Origin of the sequence: Bradyrhizobium sp. Pha-3 (assembly GCF_042258615.1) — a bacterium.
GTDB lineage: Bacteria > Pseudomonadota > Alphaproteobacteria > Rhizobiales > Xanthobacteraceae > Bradyrhizobium.
The window spans coordinates 8,043,904-8,066,545 of record NZ_CP170152.1 but is presented as its reverse complement, the minus strand read 5'-3'; the positions used below and the strand labels follow the sequence as shown (position 1 = coordinate 8,066,545).

The window sequence follows — 22,642 nt, the reverse complement described above, 5'->3', positions numbered from 1 at the left end:
CAACGGGTCGCGCGAACGCGCGCCCCGTTGGCTGCATCCGGGCTACGAAGATCACGCCGGCAGCAGCAACTGCGCGCGGCGCTCCATCTCGGCATCGAGCCAGGTTGCGAGATCCTCGCTCACTTCGACCATCGGCAGCCGCACCTCTGGGCTGTCGATCAGCCCTTGCCGCCACAGCCAGTGCTTGGCCGGCGCGGGGCTCGGTTCCGCGAACAACAGCCGGGTCAGGCCGACGACACTCTGCCAGGCCGCGAGTGCCGCGTCGCGCTTGCCCTGCTTCAGCAATGTGCGGATCGAAGCGAACGTGTCTGTTTGCAGATGCGCGGAGAGCAGGATCGCGCCGTCGGCGCCGTCCGAGAGCGCATCGAAGGTCTGCGCGTCTTCGCCGGTCAGCACGCGGAAGTCGGCGGGCCGGCGGTTGAGGAAGTCGATCGATTGCGCGCGGTCGGCGCAGCAATCCTTCATACCGGCGATGTTGGGATGTTCCGCAAGCGCCAGCAGCGTCTCATTGGTCAGGTTGACCGCCGTGCGATAGGGAATGTTGTAGAGCACGACCGGCCACGACGCGTGATCGGCCAGCGCATTGAAGTGCTGCACGAGCCCGCGCTGCGAGGGTCTGATGTAGTAAGGGCTCGCGATCAGGTAGCCGTTGATCGGCCAGTCGGCCGTATCATCCAGCGCATCCTTCATCCTGGCCGTAGAGGCGCCGGAGAGCCCGAGGCAGACCGGCAAATGGCGGGAGTTGGCACTGAGTTCGTCGAGCACGACGCTGACCAGCCCCTCCAGCTCATCGGTGCTGAGCGCCATGCCTTCACCGGAAGTTGCACCGAGGATGAACCCGTCGACGGGGCCGCTGGCATAGTGTCGCACGAGGCGGCGTAGCGAGGTGACGTCGAGTTCGCCGTCGCGGAACGGTGTGATCAGGGGCAGCCAGAGGCCCTGCAATTGCTGGTGTAGCTCAGTCATGTTCCATCTCCTAAGGGGGCAAAGCCGGAGACGGGACCAACAAAAAACCCCGTCCAAGCGGCGGGGTTTCGGGATCGGTTGAATGCGAAGGTGATCTTATCGCGCGCGATCTCGTGTCCCCTGGAGGGGAGCTTTTTTGGACGAGAGAACGGCGCACGAAGTCGTGATCATGGGATAATGATGCTGCGCTGCGAGGTTGTTGTCAATGCACATGCTGACCGTGACGTGCGGCACGTTTGAGCGCGACATCGAAGTGAAAAGACATTGAGATGAAAAAAAGCCGGGCTCGAGCGAGCCCGGCTTAAGGTATTGGCCACGTGAGGCCGACACAATCACCTTCCAAGAGGGATTACTGAACTTCCGCGCCACTGGAGGAGGGGGACATATGCGCGACGCGACCGCTCAGCGTGTCAACACTATGATCCCCATCGTCGTCCTGCAGCAACTATCCAGGTCGCATGTCAGTCATGCGGAGATGGAGATTCAGGGGCCTCTTGGGGCAGCGCGGAAAGCCTATAAGCCAGCCCTATAAGGGCGGCTTAATCAGGACGGCCAACGCTGCGCCTTGCTGACCACGAAGTCGCGGAACACCTGCACCCGGGCCACTGTCTTCAACTCTTCCGGATAGACGAAGTAGGTGTCGAGCGCGATCGAGTCGGACTCGCCGAACAGCTGCACGAGGTTGTTCTGTTCGACCAGATAGTCCGGCAGCGCGGCGATGCCGAGGCCCTGCTGGCAGGCGCGCACCAGGCCAAGAATGTTGTTGACCTTGAAGTAGGGTTCGCGCGGGCCGGAGCCGTTGCGGCCGGCATCGATCAGCCAGCTGCGGTTCTGCAGATGCGGCGGCACCTGCGAGTCGCCGAGCATGATGATGCGGTGCGAGTCGAGATCATCCAGCGTCCGCGGCGTGCCGAAGCGCTTGATGTATTCCGGCGAGCAATAGGCATGGAAGCCGATCGAGAACAGCTTGCGCTGGATCAGGTCCGGCTGGGTCGGCTTGCGGGTGCGGATCGCAACGTCCGCCTCGCGCATCGACAGGTCGAGATCCTCGTCGGTGACGATCAGCGAAATCCGGATGTCTGGATAGAGCGCGACGAACTCGTCGAGCCGCGGGATCAGCCAGTTGATGCCGAGCGCCGGCGGCGTCGTGATCTTGAGGTCACCGCTCGGCCGCTCGCGGCTGTCGGTGAGCTTTGCGCGGGCCGCCTGCAACTGCATGAAGACGTCATGCGCGGTGCGGAACAGCAGGTCGCCCTGTTCGGTGAGGATCAGGCCGCGGGCATGGCGGTGAAACAGCGACACCGAGAGCTCCTGCTCCAGTGCGCTGACCTGGCGGGAGACCGCCGATTGCGACAGGCCGAGTTGCTCGCCGGCATGCGTGAAGCTGCCAGCTTCCGCCGCCGCGTGAAAGACCTTCAGCTTGTCCCAATCCATATCCGTAAATCCGTCGCGAGAGCGTGCCATGATCATTCCGCCGCTGCGCGATCACTCGCGCGAAGAGCAATGAAGCGTTCGGCCTCGAGCGCTGCCATGCAGCCGAGACCGGCGGCGGTGACCGCCTGCCGAAAGGTTTCATCCGCCACGTCACCGGCGGCGAACAGGCCGGGCATCGAGGTCGCCGTGGAGTTCGGCGCCACCTCGACATAGCCCGACGGTTTCAGCTTGATCTGGCCTTTGACGAGCTCTGTCGCCGGTGCATGGCCGATCGCGATGAAGACGCCGTCGGTCTTGAGGTTGGTCAGCGCGCCGGTCTTGACGTTCTTCAGCCGCACATGGGTGACCTTGTTCGGGTTCTCCGATCCGCAGATCTCGTCGATCGCGGAGTCCCACACCACCTTGATCTTGGGATGCTTGAACAGCCGCTCCTGCAGGATGCGCTCGGCGCGGAAGTGATCGCGGCGATGCACGATGGTGACCTGCGAGGCATGATTGGTCAGGTACAGCGCTTCCTCGACCGCGGTGTTGCCGCCGCCGACCACCACGACGTCCTTGCCGCGGTAGAAGAAGCCGTCGCAGGTCGCGCAGGCCGACACGCCGCCGCCCTGGAATTTCTCCTCGGAGGGTAGTCCGAGCCAGCGCGCTTGCGCGCCGGTGGCGAGGATGACCGTCTCGGCGAGATAGACGTCGCCGGAATCGCAGGTCAGACGGAACGGGCGCTGGCCGAGTTCCAGCTTGTTGACGAGATCGGTGACGATCGTGGTGCCGACATGGGCCGCCTGCTTCTCCATCTGCTCCATCAGCCAGGGGCCCTGGATCACGTCGGCGAAGCCGGGATAGTTCTCGACGTCGGTGGTGATGGTGAGCTGCCCGCCCGGCTGAATGCCCTGGATCAGGATCGGTTCGAGCATCGCGCGCGCCGCGTAGATCGCTGCGGTGTAACCGGCGGGGCCGGACCCGATGATGACGACCTTGGCATGGGTAGGCGCGGGCATTTTGGGATCCCTCTGTTTTGGGGATTTTGATCAAGGGCTTGTGCGGGAAGCGCCCCGGAAACGCGTCACGGCGGCGCCGAAAGTGTCAAATCCAAGTCTAGGACATCTGGGAAGCTATGCAAGATTTGCAATCCATGGCAGCGATTTTTCCCCGGAACTGAAGTCACATTAGCGAAATCATGCGCTGCACGCGCAATAAAATTGCGCAATGCCGGCTGGCTGCGCTATGAGAGTTGCCGGCAGACCTGCCAAGCCTTCCGAACCCGTAGGGAACCCAAGTCGCGTGTCGAAGAACCTTGACGAGATCGACCTCAAAATCCTCGCCGAGATCCAGGCCGATGGCCGAATCACCAATGTGGAACTCGCCAAACGCGTCGGGATCTCGCCACCGCCCTGCCTGCGCAGGGTCCGGGCGCTGGAAGAGGAGGGTTACATCCAGGGCTACCGCGGCCTGCTCGATCCGCGCCGCCTCGGCTACGACGTCACGGTGTTTGCCTCGGTGCATCTGTCGAGCCAAGCCGACGCCGACCTCCGCGCCTTCGAGAATTTCGTGCGCGCCGAGCCGCTGGTGCGGGAATGCTGGATGCTGTCCGGCGAAGTCGATTTCATCCTCAAATGCGTCGCCCCCGACATGGCGACCTTCCAGGATTTCGTCACCCACCTGACGGCCGCGCCGCATGTGCGCAACGTGAGGACGTCGCTGGTGCTGCACAATTCGAAATACGAGGCGGCAGTGCCGTTGGGGCTGAAGGCGGCGGGGTAGCGCGCCCTGGCGCGTCGTTTCGGGCGATGCGCCGGCATCCGATGTTTGAGCTGGGGTGAAGAGGCTCCTCGTCAACTTCGGGCAGTCATCACCGAACCGTTTGCCTCGAATAGTCCAACTGCCCCGGATGGTGAAGTCGCGACGTCGAACTCGAGCGGTCCGCAAGTAATCATGCAATAGTCGTAAACCGAGCGCTGATCGTTTCCCATCAAGAACTGATAGTGGATCTGCATGAAGTTGAATCGATGACGTCTGAAGCGGATCGGACTTATCATCGAATGTATTTGGACGCGCCGGATCTTCGGGTGCTCTCCCGAATAGTCCCGGCTGGTACGTTTCAGCGTGACGGGGTCGAAGCGGTAGAAGCTGATCGCGTCGTCTCGTGCCTGGTATTCAACCCAGTCGATGGCAGACGATCCGGCCACAAGTTGTGCCGCTTCCCGTATTTGGCCGCCCATCGGATGCAATGCGAATTTCGGAATAGTGGCGCCCACTGTGAGAATGCACAGCTTCGGTCCGCGCGTTTCAAGCAGGGGATCCAATTTTAGCGCGCGCGCGACCGCCGCTATTGTGAGTGCGGCGCCAAGGGAATGGCCAACAATCAGAATTTCGTCAACGTCTGCGGCCTGAGCTCTCTTTGCGATCAGGCCTGCAAAATCGTCGAGTCGCGCATCAAGCTCGCTTCTGCGCCCGTAAAGGAACTTGTGGGAGAAAATGGCATCATCGAGAATATGGTTTATCCGACGCTTCGGTCCAATCCAGAGCAGCGCGCCGACGAAAATGGCAAGCGACAGAAGAATGCCAAGCGGCAACCCTACCCAAAGTGTGGCGTGCAAGGGCCTGATCACCAGATAGGATAGCCCAGCGCTGCACAATGCGATCAGCAGCAAACTGCAATAGGGAAAGACGAAGAAGAGGGCGTACTTCCAGCTCGCGATCGCATATCTAAACAATGTTCCCGTGATGATGAAGTCGAACAGCGCTTTCACGGACTGCACGAGACGAGGCACGAGCCCGACTTTCGAATCGCACCGAATGAGATCATCCCAGCGCAGCATCTCGAAGGTGATGCAGGTTTTCCAGTTTGGACCCCACGCCTCCACGTTGCATGACGCATCGATTGCCGATGTGTTCGAGATTTCCGACAGCCGTGAAGAAGCGCCCCAAATCTTGTCGAAGCTCGAGAGCGAGCGGCGCAGGCGTTCGACCTGCTGTTCCGGAGTGATGGGATCGTAACCGCCAACGTGGAAGACGTGCCGTCGCCGAATCATCTAGCAACTCGAAATCTGCATGGACATTGGTTGCCACTCATCCCGCAAAATTGAAACGCATCGGCACCTTACTCCCGAACCCATACGGCGTTGATCCGGAATCCCTGCTGAACCTGACATGGATGATGGGACTCGACCCTATCAAATTACCACTCCACCCGCGAGGGTGGCACTCGTTGAGATCGGCCTTGATCGAAAAAGTGCAGGGGACCAGCCGTGATCGGAGCCAATTGACCCGGACGGTCGTGAAGCGGCGCGGCCTGATCGCTCTTTTCGGTGTGGCAAATCCGCGACAGCAAACCAATTGCGTACCTCAACACGTGTTTCAAAATCGTTCTTGATTGTCACGATTCCCAAGTTTGCTTTAATGCGGCCAGATTTGGAGTCGGCGAGGGATCCTGAAATGGAAAGATTACGTTACAGCGCGGCGCTGGTATGCGCCGTCCTGACGGTCCTTTTTGCAAGCAGCTTGTATTCGAACAGCGGGGCTCAGGCGCGTCCCGGAATTGCGATTGCACTCAGATCGACAGGTCCGCAGGCTCGATTGCATTCCTCCGCGACGCACGTCTATCTGTTCCGCGGGCTGTTGAACGTCTTTTCCTTGGGCATGGACGACCTTGCCGCCCAGCTGCGCGCGGCCGGCATCGCCGCGGACGTCGCCAACCACGCCCAGTGGAGAGGCGTTGCCGACGAAATCATTGCAAAATATAGAGCTGGCCAGCGCGGGCCCATTGTACTCGTGGGGCACTCTCTTGGTGCGGATGCCGTGATGTCGATGGCAGAGTACCTTGGCCAAATGGGCGTGCCTGTCGCTTTGGTTGTCCCGTTCGACGGCACATCGCCTCATGCGGCGACGGCGAATGTCGCAAGGGTTCTGAATCTGTACAAGCATGAAAGCGATCGTATAAGTCGCGGCCCCGGCTTCCGCGGCGAGCTTACAAACTTCAAGGTTCGCGATGTAAACGTCGACCACTTCAACATCGATAAGAGCGCGGCGTTGCATAGCCTGGTGATACGAAAGATCAGGGCAATCGGGCCCGCTGTCGCGCGCCCACGACAACGCCAGAATCCTTCGAACCCGGATTTGCCTGCGGCCGGAGCTTCAACCAATTCCTAGCGTGACGCCCGGAAGACAGCTGAAGTGTGGGGTTTGACACCGCATAATAGGCTTTGGGTCCGTCTCTGTCGGGGACCGGTGATCGTATTGTTCTCTCTAGCGCTTCAGGCCGGAGGCAGTCGGTGACGCCGTTCAGAAAATTCTCGGTCGCTATGGCCCTGTGTATCGTGGCGACCGTGTGCGCGGCCTTCACAAGGCCGATTCATATCGTGGCGGTTGGCGCAAGCAACACGCAAGGCTGGTACGTTGGGAAGCAGGGCGCCTACCCCGCCAAGCTGGAAGCCCTGCTGAGGCAGAAGGGCATCAGCGCGAGCGTCGTCAATGCCGGCATTCCCTTCGATACCACGGCTGGCATGCTCAAGCGCCTTGACAGCGACGTGCCAAAGGGAACCGACATCGCCATTTTGCAGCCTGGAGGCAATGACAGGCGTTTCCTTGTCACGAAGGAGCAGCGGGCGGCCAACATCGCGGCGATGGAGCGGCGGTTGCGTGATCGCGCCATCAAAGTGATCGTGTACGACGATGAGATTCCTCCGCAGTATTACGCTTTTGACTTCATCCACCTGACGGCTGACGGTCATGCCTTCATAGCGTCGCAGTTGCTTCCGCGCGTGTTGGCGGTGATAGACCGGAAAGCCATCGTGACGCCGCCACGGGCGAGATAGAAAGAGCTTTGCCGTCGCAAGCTGCCAACTTATTGGTGGAATCGACCCGCAAGCCTTGTATGATTGCTACATGTTGGTCAGCAGACCTGTTTCGGTCAAATCTCAGACGCTCGCTCAAGTCGGCGCCCTTTCGATGGTCGGCAAGGTTGGCGCGCCAGCGAAGTTAGCGCTTGGTCCACGATGACGCCTGGTATTGCCAAGTTCGTGTTTGTGGCGATGGCGGTCGGCTGGTATCTGATCCGCTATAGATTCGCGCGCCGTGCTCGCCGTGAAAAAGTCCTGCGGAGCGCCCGAGGTGCTCGCGAAAACACTCTGCTGCTGATATCGCTCACGGGTCTCGGCATAGTGCCATTCGTCTACATTGTAACGGCGATGCCTCAGTTCGCATCGTACGACTTCCGGCCGGCGCAAGCCTGGCTGGGCGTCTTCGTCGCGATCGCGGCGCTGGTCATGTTCCGGCTGACCCATCGCGCTCTTGGCCGGAATTGGTCGGTAAGTCTCGACGTGCGGGAGAATCACCACCTGATCACAGACGGGATCTACCAAAAAATTCGGCACCCCATGTATTCCGCATTCTGGCTTTGGGCTGCCGCTCAGGCGTTGCTCTTGCCGAATTTGGTCGCCGGCTTTGCTGGCCTGATCGGATTTGGGACATTGTTTTTCGGCCGGGTTGCCAGGGAAGAAAAGATGATGCTGGAAACGTTCGGCGACGAGTATCGCGAGTATATGGCCCGGACCGGACGCATCATACCGAGGCTGTTCTGAGCCGGTTGTACGAGGTGGGTCTCGCCCGCCTCTACATTGGGACCCACGCAAGCAAACCAGCCGTGTCGTTTTTGTCACATCCGGCAAGGAAATGCCGCGCAAGTGCAATCTTCGGCTCAGCGTTAATTGCAGCGTAGCCGACAGAGGGTATGGTGTTCAGACTCAAGCTATCCATCTCGGAGATCACGATGTTGAAATTTCTGGTTGTTGGAGTTGCCGCATTCGGTTTTATGGCTGCTGCCAGCGCAGCTGACCTTCCTCGTCCGCAGCCGGTCGCCGAACAGGCTCCGATTGGCAAGATGCCGATTGGCAAATATCCGGTTGGCAAGTACCCGGTCGGCAAGACCCCGGTTGGAAAAGCTCCGATCGTAACGAAGGGTTAACTCGAGGATCGCCCCGACAACGCGCTCCTTCAGCAATTGCTGAAGGTGGTGTTCTGGGGTGATATCTTGCCCTTGTGAGGGTCTGAAGGTGCCAGTGTCGAATCGGAAACGGAGCGGCCTGCGGCTGCTCGGCGGAGTTGGTATCGTTGTGGCTTCCGTGACTTTGGGAGCCGGCATCGGTCATGCGCAGCAATTGGCCGCGCAAACGGATCAAGCCCCGCTGCAGCAGGACAAGCCGCATAAACCGTCGTCAAGGTCGGTTGTGGCGGCAGCCGTTGCTGGACCGAGTGCTTCCGTTTCCGGAGCAGACGTAAAGCCGGTTCGAAGGTCTACGGCCAAAGGGCCGTATTACGTGGACTTTCGTGCCCGCACGGCAGCTTCTTATGGGCATGCGTTTATCTGGTACGGCAAGACAAGCGAGAAGCAGGTTGAAGTTGCAGGGCTGCACCCGGCGGGCGACGTCCTGCCTTACGTGCTGGGACACCTCATGTGGGTGCCCTCCGAGACGGGAGCAAGCTACGGCGACCTTGACGTCCAGTATTTGACGGCCAGCTATCGCGTGTACTTGAGTGAGGCCGACGCGAAGAAAGTCTTTGCCTACATCAAGGAGCTTCAGGCGTCGTCGCCTGTTTGGAACGCGGAAACGACCAATTGCACGGCTTTTATCGGTCGTATAGCCAGCTTTATGGGTCTGAAGGCTCCGTTCCATTTGCTGAAGCCTGAGGAATACGTAAACCAGTTGCGAGACATGAACGGCGGGCGCCAAACGGTGCAACTCGCTTCGGATCATTAGTTTTCTCGCCAAGGGCCTTGCGGCTGCAACCGGGCAAAGCCGCTATCGGGAAAGCGCTGCTGAGCTTTCCTGGATGAAGGGCAGATGGTTGCGTTGGAGCAAGCATCCAATGCGAACCGGTGGGGAATGCAAATCCGAGTGGCCCAAAACTTTATTTGAAATGCCGCTGATGTTGGACTTTCCCGCAAAGCGGCCAGAGATGGCGAGCGGCAACTGAACCGCAAGACGTAATGGCGCTCAGGCGCTTTTTTGGGCGGCTAGAAGATCGTCCACCGGACCCGCGTTCTTCCATCTTGCAACGCGCTTCGGGGTGGTCCCATCGCACTTGGACAGCGCCCTCAGGCTCTCCTGGCTATTTTTCATTGTTCGACGGATTGCCGCTGTCGTTGCAGCGCAGCCGTGAAGAACCCGTCCCAGTTGAACGGGACGGGCTCAGTGTTGTTACTTCTTGCCCATCGCAGCGTCGACGCTGATCGGACCGGGGCCCGAGGTCGCGAGGTAGAGACAGGCGAAGCAGAACAGGATCGCCGCGGTGCCGTTGTTGAGCAGCGGCAGCAGCACCGGCTCGGCCGGGTTCTTGAACATGTGGCCGAGGAAATAGGCGAACGCCATCTCGCCCGACAGGATGAACGCGGCCAGCCGTGAGAACAGGCCGATCATCAACAGCGCGCCGAGCACCAGCTCAAGCCAGCCCGCAGCCTGGATCAACGGCGGGATATTGGCGAAGTAGGCGACTACGGGAAACTTGAAGATCTTGGCGACGCCGTACTGAAACAGCAGCAGTCCGGTGATGAACCGGAACAGGCTCAGCGCCGTCGGCTGCCATTTGGAAAACATCTGGTCCATTGTCATTAACCCCCTGTTTGACACGCTGGAACATTGCACAGCACACGGTGTCCGCCACCCGAGTGTGATGTCAACACCTTGCACCTGGAATCATTCCTCGCTCCATGGAAGTTGCGAGAGAACGCCCCAGTGGCACGGTGACACGCCGCGATGCGGTTGCGACGCAATCATCGGCTCCGCCCCAGTCCCCGACATGATTATACTGCATAAGCATGTCACGGCCTCACTAGTATGCCGCGTACCCGCTCTCCACTCACATTGCTGTCAGGCGGGGGCAAAACGCGGGCGCAAAAAAAGCCGCGTGCAACACGCGGCCTTTTTGCATCAGTCACGTCAAGGTAACTACCGCCACTCGACCTTGGTGATCTCGTAGGCCTTGGCGCCGCCCGGCGCCATCACTTCGACGGTGGTGCCCTTCTTCTTGCCGATCAGCGCGCGCGCAAGCGGCGAGGTGATGGAGATGCGGCCCTTCTTGGCGTCGGCCTCGACCTCGCCGACGATCTGCCACACCGCCTTCTTCTCGGTGTCCTCATCGATCAGCGTCACGGTCGCGCCGAACTTGATGGTGTCGCCGGACAGTTTCGAAATGTCGATGATGTCGGCGCGCGCGAGCTTGTCCTCGAGCTCGGCGATGCGGCCCTCGTTGTGCGACTGCTCTTCCTTGGCAGCGTGATACTCGGCGTTCTCCGAGAGGTCGCCGTGCGAACGCGCCTCCGCAATGTGTTCGATGATGCGGGGACGATCCTCCGACTGTCGCTTCTTGAGCTCGTCCGTCAGCGCGGCGTATCCGCCCGCGGTCATCGGAACCTTATCCATCATCTTCGTCCTTCATCGTGCGCGCCCGGCGGCCGTGCACGAATATCCAGTTCAGCTAACGCAGGAATCAGGACGCGAATGCGCCCGGAAGCCCAGTGATTTTCGGCCCCGCTAAGGGCCGTGACAACATCCAATCGCGCGGTGAGTTCCAGCCATTCGGCTAATTGACCGCTTCGGGCCTTCAGCCCGGGAAGCGGTCAGCTTTCGGAAAAGTAACTCTGAAGCGTGCGGACCTCAAGGTCCCCGTCCCGATAGGCCCGGATCCCCCGTGCGGCCGCCACCGCACCTGAAAGAGTGGTGTAATATGGCACTTTATGCAAGAGGGCAGCCCGCCGCAGCGAGCGGCTGTCAGCCAGGGCCTGCGGTCCTTCGGTGGTATTGAAGACCAGCTGGACGTCGCCATTGGTGATGGCGTCGACAATGTGCGGACGGCCTTCGAGGACCTTGTTCACCTTTTCCGTCGGCACGCCGTTGTCGCTGAGATAGCGCTGCGTGCCCGAGGTGGCCATCACCTTGAAGCCGAGCGAGTGCAGCAGCCGCACCGCATCCGCAATGCGCATCTTGTCGTCGCCGCGCACCGAGACGAACACTGTGCCCTGCCGCGGCACACGGGTGCCGCCGCCGAGCTGGCTCTTCGCGAATGCGACTTCGAAGGAGCGGTCGAGCCCCATCACTTCGCCGGTCGAACGCATCTCCGGTCCGAGCACGGTGTCGACGCCGGGGAAGCGCGCGAACGGGAACACCGATTCCTTCACGCCGACATGGTCGAGCTTCTTCTTCTTCAGCTTGAAGTCGGCGAGCTTTTCGCCGGCCATGATCCGCGCGGCGATCTTGGCGACCGGGGTGCCGATCACCTTGGCGACGAACGGCACGGTGCGGGATGCGCGCGGGTTGACCTCGAGCACGTAGATCTCGCCGTCCTTGATGGCGTATTGCACGTTCATCAGGCCGACCACGTCGAGGCCGAGCGCGAGCTCGCGGGTCTGCCGCTCCAGCTCCTCGATGGTCTTGGCGTCGAGCGAATGCGGCGGCAGCGAGCAGGCGGAGTCGCCGGAGTGGATGCCGGCTTCCTCGATGTGCTCCATGATGCCGACGATGAAGGTGTCCTTGCCGTCGCAGAGGCAGTCGACGTCGACTTCGGTCGCATCGGACAGATAGCGGTCGAACAGCAGCGGGTTCTTGCCGAGCACGGTGTTGATCTGCCCGGTCTTGTCGTTCGGGTAGCGCGCCTTGACGTCGGCCGGAACGAGCTCCGGCAGGGTGCCGAGAAGGTAATCGTTGAGCTGGGTCTCCTCGCGGATGATCTGCATCGCGCGGCCGCCGAGCACGTAGGACGGGCGCACCACCAGCGGCAGATCGAGATCGGCGGCTACCAGGCGTGCCTGCTCGACCGAATAGGCGATGCCGTTCTTCGGCTGCTTGAGGCGGAGCTTGTCGAGCACGCGCTTGAAGCGGTCGCGGTCCTCGGCGAGGTCGATCGCATCCGGCGAGGTGCCGAGGATCGGCACTTCGGCGGCTTCGAGCGCGCGGGCAAGCTTCAGCGGGGTCTGGCCGCCGAACTGTACGATCACGCCGTGCAGCGTGCCGTTCTTGCGCTCGGTGTCGACGATCTCCAGCACGTCTTCCGCGGTGAGCGGTTCGAAATACAGCCGGTTCGCGGTGTCGTAGTCGGTCGACACCGTCTCCGGATTGCAGTTGACCATGATGGTCTCGTAGCCGGCGTCCTCGAGCGCGAAGCAGGCGTGGCAACAGCAATAGTCGAACTCGATACCCTGGCCGATGCGGTTCGGCCCGCCGCCGAGAATGATCACCTTCTTGCGGTCGGACGGCGCGCTCTCGTCGGCCAGCTCGCCCGCGAACGGCCGCTCATAGGTCGAATACATGTAGGCGGTGGGCGAAGCGAATTCCGCCGCGCAGGTGTCGATGCGCTTGAACACGGGGCGCACCCCGAGCGCGTGGCGCTTGGCGGTGACGTCGGCTTCGGTGGTGTCCGTGAGCACGGCGAGCCGCGCATCCGAGAAGCCCATCGCCTTCAGCGTCCGCATTGCGAACGCGTTCGGCGGCAGGCCGTTGCTGCGGACCTTGTCCTCCATCTCGACGATGGCGCGCATCTCTGCCAGGAACCAGGGGTCGATCTTGCAGGAGTTGAAGATCTCCTCGTCGGTCCAGCCGAGCCGCATCGCTTGCGCGACCTGCAGGATGCGGTTCGGCGTCGGCGTGCCGAGCGCGGCGCGGATCGCGTTCTTGTCGTCGCCGCGGCCGAGCCCCTCGATCTCGATTTCGTCGAGGCCGGTCAGGCCGGTCTCGAGCCCGCGCAGGGCCTTCTGCAGGCTCTCCTGGAAGGTACGGCCGATCGCCATCACCTCGCCGACCGACTTCATCGACGTGGTCAGCGTGGAGGAGGCGCCGGGGAATTTCTCGAACGCAAAGCGCGGAATCTTGGTGACGACGTAATCGATGGTCGGCTCGAACGAGGCGGGGGTGGCGCCGCCGGTGATGTCGTTGGCGATCTCGTCGAGCGTGTAGCCGACCGCGAGCTTGGCTGCGACCTTCGCAATCGGGAAGCCGGTGGCTTTCGACGCAAGCGCCGACGAGCGCGACACGCGCGGATTCATCTCGATCACGACCATGCGGCCGTCGACGGGGTTGATGCCGAACTGGACGTTGGAGCCGCCGGTCTCGACCCCGATCTCGCGCAGCACCGCCAGCGAGGCGTCGCGCATGACCTGGTATTCCTTGTCGGTCAACGTCAGGGCCGGCGCGATGGTGATGGAATCGCCGGTATGCACGCCCATCGGATCGAGATTCTCGATCGAGCAGATGATGATGCAATTGTCCTTTTTATCGCGCACCACCTCCATCTCGTACTCTTTCCAGCCGAGCACGCTTTCCTCGATCAGGACCTCGTTGGTCGGAGAGGCGTCGAGCCCGCGCTCGATGATGTCGAGGAATTCTTCCTTGTTGTAGGCGATGCCGCCGCCGGTGCCGCCCATGGTGAAGGAGGGCCGGATGATCGCGGGCAAGCCGATCTCCGACAGCGCCATCAGCGCCTCGCCGAAGGCGTGCTCCTGATAGCGTTTGCGGCGTTCGTTCTCGCCAAGCGTCCACTGCCGCTCGAGCTCTTCCAGCGCCGCGCCGGACAGCTTCTCCCGCTCGGCAAGATATTTGTCGCGGTAGGACTTCTTCAGCGCCGAGGCGTTGGCGAGCCGAGATTTTGGCGTCTCCAGCCCGATCTTGGTCATGGCCTCGCGGAACAGCTGGCGATCCTCGGCCTTGTCGATGGCGTCGGCGGTGGCGCCGATCATCTCGACGTCGAACTTGTCGAGCGTGCCCTGACGGCGCAACGAAAGCGCGCAGTTCAGTGCGGTCTGGCCGCCCATGGTCGGCAACAGCGCGAAGCCGCCCGGGATGACGTTGCGCTCCTTCTCGATGATCTTGCCGACGATCTCGGGTGTGATCGGTTCGATATAGGTCGCGTCCGCCAATTCCGGATCGGTCATGATGGTGGCCGGATTGGAATTGACGAGGACGACGCGGTAACCCTCTTCCTTCAGAGCCTTCACCGCCTGCGTGCCGGAATAGTCGAATTCGCAGGCTTGGCCGATCACGATGGGACCGGCGCCGATGATCAGGATGGTGGAGATGTCGGTTCTTTTGGGCATCAGCTCTCGCGGACTGGAATTTGGGCACAAAAAAAGGGCGCGCGTCCCGCGCGTCCCTCGAGCCATGCGCTACATCTTGTAGCGCCGGAAGCGCGATCCCTCGCGCGCGGGTGGTCTTTAGACCAGTTTCCGCACCTGCGAAACCCCCAAAAACGCCCAATCAACCGCGATTCTGGGGGAAATTCCTCATTCGACCCATACCCGGCCGGGGGTGCTCGGCAGGCGGGGGTGTGGCTTACCGGGGGCCGGCTGTGTCCTGCTAGCCCGCTGCCTAGTCCGTCTACGCTTTCGCCACGCTCAAGCTACGCCGGACACGCCTTGCCCCGCCGGTCCAGCGTGGCTGCGCCACGCGTAGCCCGTCAGGGCGAAGCGTGGAGGCCCGGCCTGGAGTTGAACCAGGATAAACAGTGTTGCACCACTGCCGCGTCGACGCTTCCGCCACCGGGCCGAGTGGATCATTGCTGATTATTTCAGCGGCCGCTACGTTTACCTTTGGTTAACCCTAATATTTTGCGCAACCTCTGATCAGTGGTGGGCCACGAACGTCATCCGCCACGGATTGTGCCCGATGTTGCGCGGCGCGCGCGCGGCGTCAAAGCCGGCGGCGGCGAGCTTCGCGATCATCTCGTCCTCGCGGTAGCGTTGCAGCCCGATCCTGGTGCGCAGCTGCCGGTAATCGGACAGTGCGGTCGAGGCGAGCCCGATCAACGCATCGCGCAGGAAGCCGTGGGTCGCCGCAAAGCGCAGCAGCGCGATGACGTCCCTGATCATGCCGACTTCGGGCCGCAGGATATCGCCGAGCACGAAGCGGCCCGAGGGTTTCAGCAGGCGGTGGATCACGTCGAATGCGGAGTCGAGCTCTTGCGGCGTCATGTATTGCGCCACCGAGTTCATCACCACGAGGTCGATCGAATCCGCCTCCATGTTCTTCAGCTCATCGAGCGAGCGGACGCGGATCCTGGTGTCGGGCGCGAAGCGCGCGACCAGGCGGCCGCGCACGCCGGGCGCAGGCTCCGCCAGATAGAGCTGCGCGCAGGCATTGGCGACCTTCGCCGCCGACAGCGCCTCACCGCAGGCATAGTCCAGCACCACGGCGCCGGGCGAGGTGATGTAGCCGATGATGTCGTTGGCGATGACCTGGAAATGCAGGTCGCGGTGCAGTCGGCTCGCATAGATCGTATGCGTGGAATCGTAATAGTCGATCCATTCATCCATCGCGTTTGGTATCCGGCAGAACGGGTTCCTGACTTCCAGGAACAGGTGGGCTGATGATGCGTTAGCGGTCCGGCGGCCAATGTTCAATGCGCCGAAATACGGGGGTTCCTAACAGGAAGGTCCAACGTGAGCAAAGCCAAGAGTGACGCCAAGACTGACAATATCTCGCCCGATCTCGATACGCCGAACGATCTCCCGCAAGCTGCGGTGGATACGATCTCGGCCTCGCTCAATACGCTGCTGGCCGACGCCTTTGCGCTCTACCTGAAGACCAAGAATTTTCACTGGCACGTCAGCGGCCGGCATTTCCATGATTACCATTTGTTGCTGGACGAGCAGTCGGACGCGATCTTCGCGACCACCGACCAGCTCGCCGAGCGGGTGCGCAAGCTCGGCGGCGCGACGCTGAGGTCGATCGGCGACATCACCAAGCATCAGACCATCAAGGACAATGACGAGGACTTTGTCCCACCGCGCGAAATGCTGCGCGAGTTGATGGAGGACAACAAGCACATGGCGGCTGCGATGCGCAAGGCGCACAAGCTCGCCGACGACCACGAGGATTCCGGCACCGCCGGCCTGCTCGAAACCTTCATCGACGAAACCGAGCGCCGCACCTGGTTCCTGTTCGAGGCAAGCCGCCAGGAAGGCAGCAACGCGGCCTGAGTTTCACCCTCTCTTGTGGGAGAGGGTGGCGCAATCGAGCGGAGCGAGATGAAGCCGGGTGAGGGGTTCTATCCGCGGATGCAGACCCCTCATCCGTCGCGGATTTCATCCGCGCCACCTTCTCCCACAAGGAGAGAAGCGAAGGGGGAACAGCGGTCATTGGGGCATCACCGCCTCCACAGCCGCACCAGCGGCCCGTTCTTGCCCATCACCGGATCGGTGGCAGGGATGGCCACCAGCGGGATCGTCTTCAGCGCCCGGGCGTGGCTCTCCGGCGTCGGCCGTTGCAGGTCCATCGGCGGGCCCGGCGGATAGGCGCCGACCACGCTGAAGTCGCCGCTCGCCGACAGGCATTGATGCCCGGTGCCGGCCGGCAGGATCGCGACGTCGCCGGCGGCAATCTCAAGCGCCCGCCCGCGCTCGCCGCCGAACTGCACGCGCGCGCTGCCGCGGGCGACGCCCAGCACCTCGTGCACGGTGGCGTGGTAATGCGCGAAGTCGTAGACGCCGTTCCGCCACATCGCGCCCCAGCCATTGCTGCTGAACAGCTGCTCGATCGTGCCCTCGGGATTTCTGCTGACGTCGACCGCGCCCTTGTAGACCAGGAATGGCATCGGATTGTTCGGCATCAGGCCGTCGTCCTCGAACACGATCGCGAGCGGCTCGACTCCTGCTTTCACTGTGGACATGACGATCCTCCGGCACGCTGGAGTTCAAGACTATCCGCGGACCAGCCGGCTGTCAGCGCTCCGCGTTCCGTCGGATCACTTCGTCTTCGGCAGCTCGAACACCATGCAGGTGGTGGTGGCGTGCGCGATCAGCTTGCCGTTCTGATCGGTGATGCGGCCTTCGGCGGTCGCGGCGCGCCGGCCGGCGTTGAGCACCCGGCCCTCGGTGCGGATCTTGCCCGTGTCCTGGCTCATGCCGCGGACAAAGGAGATCTTGAACTCCAGCGTGGTGTAGCCCGAACCTTTCGGCAGTGTGGTTTGCACCGCGAGCGCCATTGCGGAATCGAGCAGGATCGCGACATAGCCGCCGTGCACCGAGCCGATCGGGTTGTAGTGGCGCAGGCCGGGGATGCTGTGGATCACCACATGACCCGGCTCGGCGGTGCAGTCGAACGGCTCGACATTCTCCATGATCGGCGGCTCCGGCAGGGTGCGGGCGAAGATGCCGCGCACGAAGTCGAGCCCCGGCATCGACGCCATCACCGCCATCGAGGAGACACCGTATGCGGGCTTCGGGGTGGCGCTGTCGGTCATGTCGAGCTTTCCCGTGATGTGATGCGACGGCGCATCGTTGCCGCGGCGCTCGCAGCGCACAACACCTTGTCATGCCCGGACTTGATCCGGGCATCCATCGTCCTTCAAGGGATGGATTGCCGGGTCCCGTCTACGCCAAGGCTTCGACGAGGCCAACGGTGCGAGGCGCGCCGAAGTCTAGGCGAAGGCGGCAAGCCCGGCAATGACACGTACAAGCCTAAGCCGCGCGCCTCTTCTGCCGCATCAGATCGGCAAACCGCTGGAACAGGTAGTGCGAGTCGCGCGGGCCGGGCGACGCTTCCGGGTGGTACTGCACCGAGAACACCGGCTTGCCCTCGAGCGCGATGCCGCAATTGGAGCCGTCGAACAGCGAAATATGGGTCTGGGTCGCTCCGGCGGGCAGCGTGGCCTGGTCCACCGCAAAGCCGTGGTTCATCGAGGTGATCTCGACCTTGCCGGTGGTCTCGTCCTTGACCGGATGGTTGGCGCCGTGATGGCCCTGATGCATCTTCATGGTCTTGGCGCCGACGGCGAGGCCCAGCATCTGATGGCCGAGGCAGATGCCGAAGGTCGGCGTTCCCGAGGCGATCACCTGCTGGATGACGGGCACGGCATATTTGCCGGTCGCGGCAGGGTCGCCGGGGCCGTTCGACAGGAACACGCCGTCCGGCTTCATCGCCAGGATATCCTCGGCCGCCGTCGTCGCCGGCACCACGGTCACCTTGGCGCCGACACCGGCGAGCAGGCGCAGGATGTTGCGCTTGATGCCGTAGTCGATCGCGACCACATTGAATTCCGGCGCGGTCTGCTGGCCAAAACCCTTGCCCCACTCCCAGGGGGTCTCATCCCAGGTGAAGCGCTGGCCGGAGGTGACCATCGGCACCAGGTCCATGCCCTCGAGGCCGGGCCATTCGCGGGCCTCTTCCTTCAGGCCGTGCAGGTCGAACTCGCCGTTCCGGGCGTGCGCGATCACGGCATTCGGCATGCCCTTGGAGCGGATCAGCGCGGTCAGCGCCCTTGTGTCGATGCCGGAGAGGCCGATGATGCCGCGCGCCTTCAACCACTGGTCGAGGTGGCGGGTGGCGCGGTAATTCGAAGGATCCGTGATCGCCGAGCGCAGGATCACGCCGCGCGCGCCTGGTGTCGCGGCCATGTTCACCGTCTCGATGTCTTCCTCGTTGGTACCGACATTGCCGATATGCGGGAAGGTGAAGGTGATGATCTGGCCGGCGTAGGACGGATCGGTGAGGATCTCCTCATAGCCGGTCATCGCGGTGTTGAAGCAGACCTCGCCGACGGCGTGGCCTTCCGCGCCGAGACCGAAGCCTTCCAGCACGGTACCATCGGCGAGCACAAGGAGCGCGGTCGGTTTGTGGTCCGGCCAGGCGGGAGCGTTTTCGGGGGTTGTCATGAGCCCTTTAAATAGTCGCCGCACCCTGCGGCGTCAAAGCGAAAGGGCACGGATTCACACGGCAATGTCCGCCGATTTGACAGGCCTGAACGGCCTTTTAATCTAAAGTTCCTTGAAGCGGCCGTTTGCTTGCCGAAAATGACCCGGTCCGGAGCTCCCGCATGGATAACACGATGCCGATCCTGCTCGTCCCGGGCCTCATCTGCTCGCCGCGGATTTTTGCCCCGGTCATCCCGGCGCTGTGGCGGTACGGACCGGTCACGGTCGCCAACCATGTCAGGGACGACAATATGGGGGCGATCGCCCGCCGGATCCTGGCCGAGGCGCCGCCGCGCTTTGCGCTCGCCGGGCATTCGATGGGCGGCTACATCGCCTTCGAGATCATGCGCCAGGCGCCCGAGCGGGTCGCAAAACTGGCGCTGATGAGCACCCAGGCGCGGGCTGACACGCCGGAAGCGACCGCACGCCGCCGCGGCATGATCGAGCGTGCCAGAAACGGTCAGTACCGGAGCGTGGTCGACGAGCTGTTTCCGGGCTTCGTGCATCCGTCGCGGCAGGGCGATGCAGGCCTGCGGAAGATCGTCGAGGACATGAGCGAGGACGTCGGCGCCGAGGCCTTCATCCGCCAGCAGAACGCCGTCCTCAGCCGGCCGGATTCGCGGCCGAGCATGGCCTGGATCAAGTGTCCGACCCTGGTGCTGACGTCGGATACCGACAACACCGTTCCGAATTTATTGTCGGACGAGATGGCCAACGGCATCCCCGGAGCCAAGCTCGTGGTGCTCGCCAATTGCGGTCACCTGCCGCAGTTGGAGCAGCCGCAGGCCTGCGCCGACGCGCTGGTCGAATGGCTCAGGAACTAGGTTGTCCAGTCGTCCCAAACTGCCTACATGAAGACATTACCGGCTTAAGGACATCAGGATGCTGCGCGACGATATCAATACTGCGGTCAAGGAAGCGATGAAGGCGAAGGACGAGCGCAAGCTCTCCACGCTGCGCATGGTCAATTCGACCATCAAGAACGCCGACATCGACGCGCGCGGGCAGGGCAAGCCGCCACTCTCCGATGCCGATCTGCTCGGCCTGCTGCAAAAGATGATCAAGCAGCGCCAGGAATCGGTCGAGCTCTATGACAAGGGCGGCCGTGCCGAGCTCGCTGCCCAGGAGCGCGAGGAGATCGCCGTGATCTCGGCGTACCTGCCGAAGCAGATGTCCGACGACGACGTGAAGGCCGCGATCGCGGCTGTTATCGCCGAGACCAATGCTGCCGGGATCAAGGACATGGGCAAGGTGATCGGCGCGCTGAAGGCGAAATACGCCGGCCAGATGGATTTCGGCAAGGCAAGTGGCCTGGTGAAGGCGGCGCTCGCGGGATAGCGGCGGAGGCTTCCGGTGTTTCGTGTCGCGGCGGAAAATCTGGAAGCCTACCTCGCCTTTGATCCCGGCCGGACCGCGGATCTCGAGCAAGTCCATGCCGTGATGCGAAAGGCCGCGCCTTCGCTCAAGCGGCACTTTCATGCCGCCACGCCGGCCGGCGAGGCCGGCATGCGCATGAACATGATCGGCTACGGTCAGTTTCGCTACGCGATCAAGTCGGGCAAGACGGCGGTCTGGCCCGTGATCGGGTTGGCGCTGCAGAAGAACTACATCAGCGTCTATGTCGCGGTGACCCGTGGCGGCAAGCCGCTGGTGTCCTGCTATGCCGGCCAGCTCGGCGAATTGCGGGCGGGCGGCAACAATTTCAGCTTCGAGGCGTTTGTTGATCTGAAGGCGCCTGCCGTGGCGGCGCTGTTCGCCGAGGCCGCCGATATCTTCAAGGCGGACAAGGAGAACCCGGTCCGCTACATGCAGGGAAGCTGAGATCGGCTTGCCGCAAAGGGGCACCAAGGCCCCGTGAAGGCGGCGCCCTCGGGGTGAAGTTCTGGAGAAAACTGGAGATAGGCCATGGCCGATCAGCAAGCTCCTTCCGGTCCGGATCTGACACAAGGCGTGGCACTCTCCGACTTCTCGGGCACGATGTTGCTCGGCCATGTTGGCGACGAGGACGTGCTGCTGGTGCGTTCGGGTGCGGATATCTTCGCCATCGATGCGCATTGCAGCCATTACCACGGCCCGCTCGCCGAAGGCCTGGTGGAGGGCGGGACCATCCATTGCCCCTGGCATCACGCCTGCTTTGATGTTCGCACGGGTGAAGCGACCGAAGCACCCGCCTTCAACGCGCTCGCGATCTGGAAGGTCGAGCACGAGGGCGATCGCATCATCGTGCGCGAGAAGCGCGAGCAGCCGAAGCCCCGCGTCAAGGGACCGGTCGATGCGCCCGGCAGGATCGTGATCGTCGGTGGAGGCGCGGCGGGGTTTGCCGCCGCCGAGATGCTGCGACGGCAGGACTATCGCGGCAGCATCGTCATGCTGAGCGGCGAGGCTGCGCCGCCGGTGGATCGACCGAACCTGTCGAAGGACTTCCTCGCCGACAGCGCGCCGGAAGACTGGCTGCCGCTGAAGCCGGACAATTTCTATCCCGATGCGGCGATCGATCTCAGGCTCAGGACCGAGGTCAAGTCGATCGACACCGGACGCCGCCATGTCGTGCTCGCCGGCGGCGACGCGCTTCCCTATGACCGGCTGCTGCTGGCGACCGGCGCGGAGCCGGTGCGGCTGCCGATCCCGGGCGCGGATCAGTCCCACGTTCACGTGCTGCGCACTCTCGATGATTGCCGCGCGATCATCGCCTCGGCCAGTGGAGCGCGCCGCGCGGTTGTGATCGGCGCAAGCTTCATCGGGCTCGAGGTTGCGGCCTCGTTGCGCGCGAGGGAGATCGAGGTTCACGTGGTCGGGCTGGAACAGCGGCCGCTGGAGCGCGTGCTCGGGCCTGACATGGGCGATTTCGTCCGGGCGCTGCACGAGGAGCATGGCGTCGTCTTCCACCTTGGCGACACGGTGACCGCAATCGACGGCAAGCGCGCGCAGCTGAAGAGCGGGCCGGTGCTCGATGCCGACCTCGTCGTGCTCGGTGTCGGCGTGAAGCCGCGGTTGGCGCTGGCGGAAGGGGCCGGGCTCGCGATCGATCGCGGCGTGAAAGTGGACGCCCATCTCGAGACCAGCGTTCCCGGCATCTACGCGGCCGGCGATATCGCGCGCTGGCCCGATCCGCACAGCGGCGAGATGATCCGGGTCGAGCACTGGGTGGTGGCTGAGCGCCAGGGTCAGACCGCCGCGCGGAATATGCTTGGACAGCGCGAGGTGTTCGATGCGGTGCCGTTCTTCTGGAGCCAGCATTACGACGTGCCGATCAACTATGTCGGCCACGCCGAGCAGTGGGACGAGATCGCGGTGGATGGCAGCATCGCCGGCAGGGATTGCATGCTCCGCTACAGGCGCCGCGGGCGCGTGCTCGCGGTCGCGTCGATCTATCGCGACCGCGAAAGCCTCGAGGCCGAGATCGCAATGCAGCGGGCGGCAGCCTGACGGCTTTCCCCTCAAGGAGCAGGGCCATCGCATATGCGCTCGATCCCTCCACAAACTCGTCATGCCCGGCCTTGTGCCGGGCATCCACGTCTTGGCTTCCGCGCGAGAAAGACGTGGATGGCCGGGACAAGCCCGGCCATGACG

General features: G+C 62.7%; 22 protein-coding genes and 1 tRNA gene. 11 read left to right on the top strand and 12 right to left on the bottom strand.

Annotation, left to right across the window (positions count from 1 at the left end; genetic code table 11):
- Positions 1-51 precede the first annotated feature (51 nt).
- The 3 genes from dapA to trxB all read right to left on the bottom strand — a co-directional run bounded on the left by dapA (position 52) and on the right by trxB (position 3,398).
- Complete coding sequence (gene dapA, locus ACE10Z_RS37685) at positions 52-966, bottom strand: 4-hydroxy-tetrahydrodipicolinate synthase (RefSeq protein ID WP_375785217.1); 915 nt, start codon at positions 964-966, stop codon at positions 52-54.
- A gap of 543 nt (positions 967-1,509) precedes the next feature.
- Positions 1,510-2,430: a LysR family transcriptional regulator gene (locus ACE10Z_RS37680; protein WP_029081982.1), complete on the bottom strand. Its 921-nt coding sequence runs from the start codon at positions 2,428-2,430 to the stop codon at positions 1,510-1,512.
- 2 nt (positions 2,431-2,432) lie between these two features.
- On the bottom strand, positions 2,433-3,398 hold the full coding sequence (trxB, locus tag ACE10Z_RS37675; RefSeq protein WP_375785216.1) for a thioredoxin-disulfide reductase: 966 nt from the start codon (positions 3,396-3,398) through the stop codon (positions 2,433-2,435).
- 283 nt (positions 3,399-3,681) lie between these two features.
- On the opposite strand from trxB, the gene ACE10Z_RS37670 reads away from it, so the two are divergent.
- Complete coding sequence (locus ACE10Z_RS37670) at positions 3,682-4,161, top strand: Lrp/AsnC family transcriptional regulator (RefSeq protein WP_029081984.1); 480 nt, start codon at positions 3,682-3,684, stop codon at positions 4,159-4,161.
- A 71-nt stretch (positions 4,162-4,232) separates the two neighbouring features.
- Here ACE10Z_RS37670 and ACE10Z_RS37665 read toward each other — a convergent pair whose 3' ends face one another.
- Positions 4,233-5,432, bottom strand: coding sequence for a hypothetical protein (locus tag ACE10Z_RS37665; protein WP_375785215.1), 1,200 nt, complete (start codon positions 5,430-5,432; stop codon positions 4,233-4,235).
- 403 nt (positions 5,433-5,835) lie between these two features.
- Between ACE10Z_RS37665 and ACE10Z_RS37660 the strand changes: the two genes are divergently transcribed.
- The 5 genes from ACE10Z_RS37660 to ACE10Z_RS37640 all read left to right on the top strand — a co-directional run bounded on the left by ACE10Z_RS37660 (position 5,836) and on the right by ACE10Z_RS37640 (position 9,155).
- Positions 5,836-6,549 carry a thioesterase domain-containing protein gene (locus ACE10Z_RS37660; RefSeq protein WP_375785214.1) on the top strand — a complete coding sequence of 238 codons (714 nt, stop codon included), beginning with the start codon at positions 5,836-5,838 and terminating at the stop codon, positions 6,547-6,549.
- 122 nt (positions 6,550-6,671) lie between these two features.
- Entirely contained in the window at positions 6,672-7,214 is a 543-nt protein-coding gene (locus ACE10Z_RS37655) for an SGNH/GDSL hydrolase family protein (RefSeq protein WP_375785213.1), read from the top strand.
- A 180-nt stretch (positions 7,215-7,394) separates the two neighbouring features.
- Positions 7,395-7,979 (top strand): protein-S-isoprenylcysteine O-methyltransferase, encoded by a 585-nt coding sequence (locus tag ACE10Z_RS37650; RefSeq protein WP_375785212.1) that lies wholly within the window; start codon positions 7,395-7,397, stop codon positions 7,977-7,979.
- A gap of 188 nt (positions 7,980-8,167) precedes the next feature.
- Positions 8,168-8,362, top strand: coding sequence for a hypothetical protein (locus tag ACE10Z_RS37645; RefSeq protein WP_342724267.1), 195 nt, complete (start codon positions 8,168-8,170; stop codon positions 8,360-8,362).
- Between the two features lie 94 nt (positions 8,363-8,456).
- On the top strand, positions 8,457-9,155 hold the full coding sequence (locus tag ACE10Z_RS37640) for a hypothetical protein (RefSeq protein ID WP_375785211.1): 699 nt from the start codon (positions 8,457-8,459) through the stop codon (positions 9,153-9,155).
- 441 nt (positions 9,156-9,596) lie between these two features.
- On the opposite strand, the gene ACE10Z_RS37635 is transcribed toward ACE10Z_RS37640, so the two are convergent.
- From ACE10Z_RS37635 to ACE10Z_RS37615, 5 genes are all read right to left on the bottom strand, one after another.
- The gene (locus ACE10Z_RS37635; RefSeq protein WP_375785210.1) at positions 9,597-10,001 is read right to left on the bottom strand and encodes a DoxX family protein; all 405 of its coding nucleotides are present in this window, start codon (positions 9,999-10,001) and stop codon (positions 9,597-9,599) included.
- Positions 10,002-10,343: 342 nt separating this feature from the next.
- Entirely contained in the window at positions 10,344-10,817 is a 474-nt protein-coding gene (gene greA, locus ACE10Z_RS37630) for a transcription elongation factor GreA (RefSeq protein ID WP_157113323.1), read from the bottom strand.
- 197 nt (positions 10,818-11,014) lie between these two features.
- Positions 11,015-14,479, bottom strand: coding sequence for a carbamoyl-phosphate synthase large subunit (carB, locus tag ACE10Z_RS37625; protein WP_375785209.1), 3,465 nt, complete (start codon positions 14,477-14,479; stop codon positions 11,015-11,017).
- Between the two features lie 372 nt (positions 14,480-14,851).
- Positions 14,852-14,927: transfer RNA gene (locus ACE10Z_RS37620), tRNA-OTHER, on the bottom strand.
- 77 nt (positions 14,928-15,004) lie between these two features.
- Positions 15,005-15,694 (bottom strand): class I SAM-dependent methyltransferase, encoded by a 690-nt coding sequence (locus ACE10Z_RS37615; RefSeq protein ID WP_375785208.1) that lies wholly within the window; start codon positions 15,692-15,694, stop codon positions 15,005-15,007.
- A gap of 126 nt (positions 15,695-15,820) precedes the next feature.
- On the opposite strand from ACE10Z_RS37615, the gene ACE10Z_RS37610 reads away from it, so the two are divergent.
- Positions 15,821-16,360 (top strand): Dps family protein, encoded by a 540-nt coding sequence (locus ACE10Z_RS37610; protein ID WP_375785207.1) that lies wholly within the window; start codon positions 15,821-15,823, stop codon positions 16,358-16,360.
- Between the two features lie 167 nt (positions 16,361-16,527).
- Here the strand turns inward: ACE10Z_RS37610 and ACE10Z_RS37605 are convergent, their stop codons facing one another.
- The 3 genes from ACE10Z_RS37605 to carA form a co-directional block, all read right to left on the bottom strand.
- Entirely contained in the window at positions 16,528-17,049 is a 522-nt protein-coding gene (locus ACE10Z_RS37605; protein ID WP_375785206.1) for a hypothetical protein, read from the bottom strand.
- A 75-nt stretch (positions 17,050-17,124) separates the two neighbouring features.
- The gene (locus tag ACE10Z_RS37600) at positions 17,125-17,622 is read right to left on the bottom strand and encodes a PaaI family thioesterase (protein WP_375785205.1); all 498 of its coding nucleotides are present in this window, start codon (positions 17,620-17,622) and stop codon (positions 17,125-17,127) included.
- A 217-nt stretch (positions 17,623-17,839) separates the two neighbouring features.
- Entirely contained in the window at positions 17,840-19,033 is a 1,194-nt protein-coding gene (carA, locus tag ACE10Z_RS37595; RefSeq protein ID WP_375785204.1) for a glutamine-hydrolyzing carbamoyl-phosphate synthase small subunit, read from the bottom strand.
- A gap of 161 nt (positions 19,034-19,194) precedes the next feature.
- Between carA and ACE10Z_RS37590 the strand changes: the two genes are divergently transcribed.
- The 4 genes from ACE10Z_RS37590 to ACE10Z_RS37575 all read left to right on the top strand — a co-directional run bounded on the left by ACE10Z_RS37590 (position 19,195) and on the right by ACE10Z_RS37575 (position 22,498).
- The gene (locus ACE10Z_RS37590) at positions 19,195-19,896 is read left to right on the top strand and encodes an alpha/beta fold hydrolase (protein ID WP_375785203.1); all 702 of its coding nucleotides are present in this window, start codon (positions 19,195-19,197) and stop codon (positions 19,894-19,896) included.
- 58 nt (positions 19,897-19,954) lie between these two features.
- Positions 19,955-20,410, top strand: coding sequence for a GatB/YqeY domain-containing protein (locus ACE10Z_RS37585; protein ID WP_375785202.1), 456 nt, complete (start codon positions 19,955-19,957; stop codon positions 20,408-20,410).
- Positions 20,411-20,425: 15 nt separating this feature from the next.
- Positions 20,426-20,893 carry a hypothetical protein gene (locus tag ACE10Z_RS37580; protein ID WP_375785201.1) on the top strand — a complete coding sequence of 156 codons (468 nt, stop codon included), beginning with the start codon at positions 20,426-20,428 and terminating at the stop codon, positions 20,891-20,893.
- 84 nt (positions 20,894-20,977) lie between these two features.
- Positions 20,978-22,498, top strand: coding sequence for an FAD-dependent oxidoreductase (locus tag ACE10Z_RS37575; protein ID WP_375785200.1), 1,521 nt, complete (start codon positions 20,978-20,980; stop codon positions 22,496-22,498).
- The last annotated feature ends 144 nt before the right edge of the window (positions 22,499-22,642 follow it).

Excerpts from the sequence above, each read along its gene's own strand:
- dapA (WP_375785217.1), bottom strand. The coding sequence starts at position 966 with ATGACTGAGCTACACCAGCAATTGCAGGGCCTCTGGCTGCCCCTGATC.
- ACE10Z_RS37680 (WP_029081982.1), bottom strand. The coding sequence starts at position 2,430 with ATGGCACGCTCTCGCGACGGATTTACGGATATGGATTGGGACAAGCTG.
- trxB (WP_375785216.1), bottom strand. The coding sequence starts at position 3,398 with ATGCCCGCGCCTACCCATGCCAAGGTCGTCATCATCGGGTCCGGCCCC.
- ACE10Z_RS37665 (WP_375785215.1), bottom strand. The coding sequence starts at position 5,432 with ATGATTCGGCGACGGCACGTCTTCCACGTTGGCGGTTACGATCCCATC.
- ACE10Z_RS37660 (WP_375785214.1), top strand. The coding sequence starts at position 5,836 with ATGGAAAGATTACGTTACAGCGCGGCGCTGGTATGCGCCGTCCTGACG.
- ACE10Z_RS37650 (WP_375785212.1), top strand. The coding sequence starts at position 7,395 with ATGACGCCTGGTATTGCCAAGTTCGTGTTTGTGGCGATGGCGGTCGGC.
- ACE10Z_RS37645 (WP_342724267.1), top strand. The coding sequence starts at position 8,168 with ATGTTGAAATTTCTGGTTGTTGGAGTTGCCGCATTCGGTTTTATGGCT.
- ACE10Z_RS37635 (WP_375785210.1), bottom strand. The coding sequence starts at position 10,001 with ATGGACCAGATGTTTTCCAAATGGCAGCCGACGGCGCTGAGCCTGTTC.
- greA (WP_157113323.1), bottom strand. The coding sequence starts at position 10,817 with ATGGATAAGGTTCCGATGACCGCGGGCGGATACGCCGCGCTGACGGAC.
- carB (WP_375785209.1), bottom strand. The coding sequence starts at position 14,479 with ATGCCCAAAAGAACCGACATCTCCACCATCCTGATCATCGGCGCCGGT.
- ACE10Z_RS37615 (WP_375785208.1), bottom strand. The coding sequence starts at position 15,694 with ATGGATGAATGGATCGACTATTACGATTCCACGCATACGATCTATGCG.
- ACE10Z_RS37605 (WP_375785206.1), bottom strand. The coding sequence starts at position 17,049 with ATGTCCACAGTGAAAGCAGGAGTCGAGCCGCTCGCGATCGTGTTCGAG.
- ACE10Z_RS37600 (WP_375785205.1), bottom strand. The coding sequence starts at position 17,622 with ATGACCGACAGCGCCACCCCGAAGCCCGCATACGGTGTCTCCTCGATG.
- carA (WP_375785204.1), bottom strand. The coding sequence starts at position 19,033 with ATGACAACCCCCGAAAACGCTCCCGCCTGGCCGGACCACAAACCGACC.
- ACE10Z_RS37590 (WP_375785203.1), top strand. The coding sequence starts at position 19,195 with ATGGATAACACGATGCCGATCCTGCTCGTCCCGGGCCTCATCTGCTCG.
- ACE10Z_RS37585 (WP_375785202.1), top strand. The coding sequence starts at position 19,955 with ATGCTGCGCGACGATATCAATACTGCGGTCAAGGAAGCGATGAAGGCG.
- ACE10Z_RS37575 (WP_375785200.1), top strand. The coding sequence starts at position 20,978 with ATGGCCGATCAGCAAGCTCCTTCCGGTCCGGATCTGACACAAGGCGTG.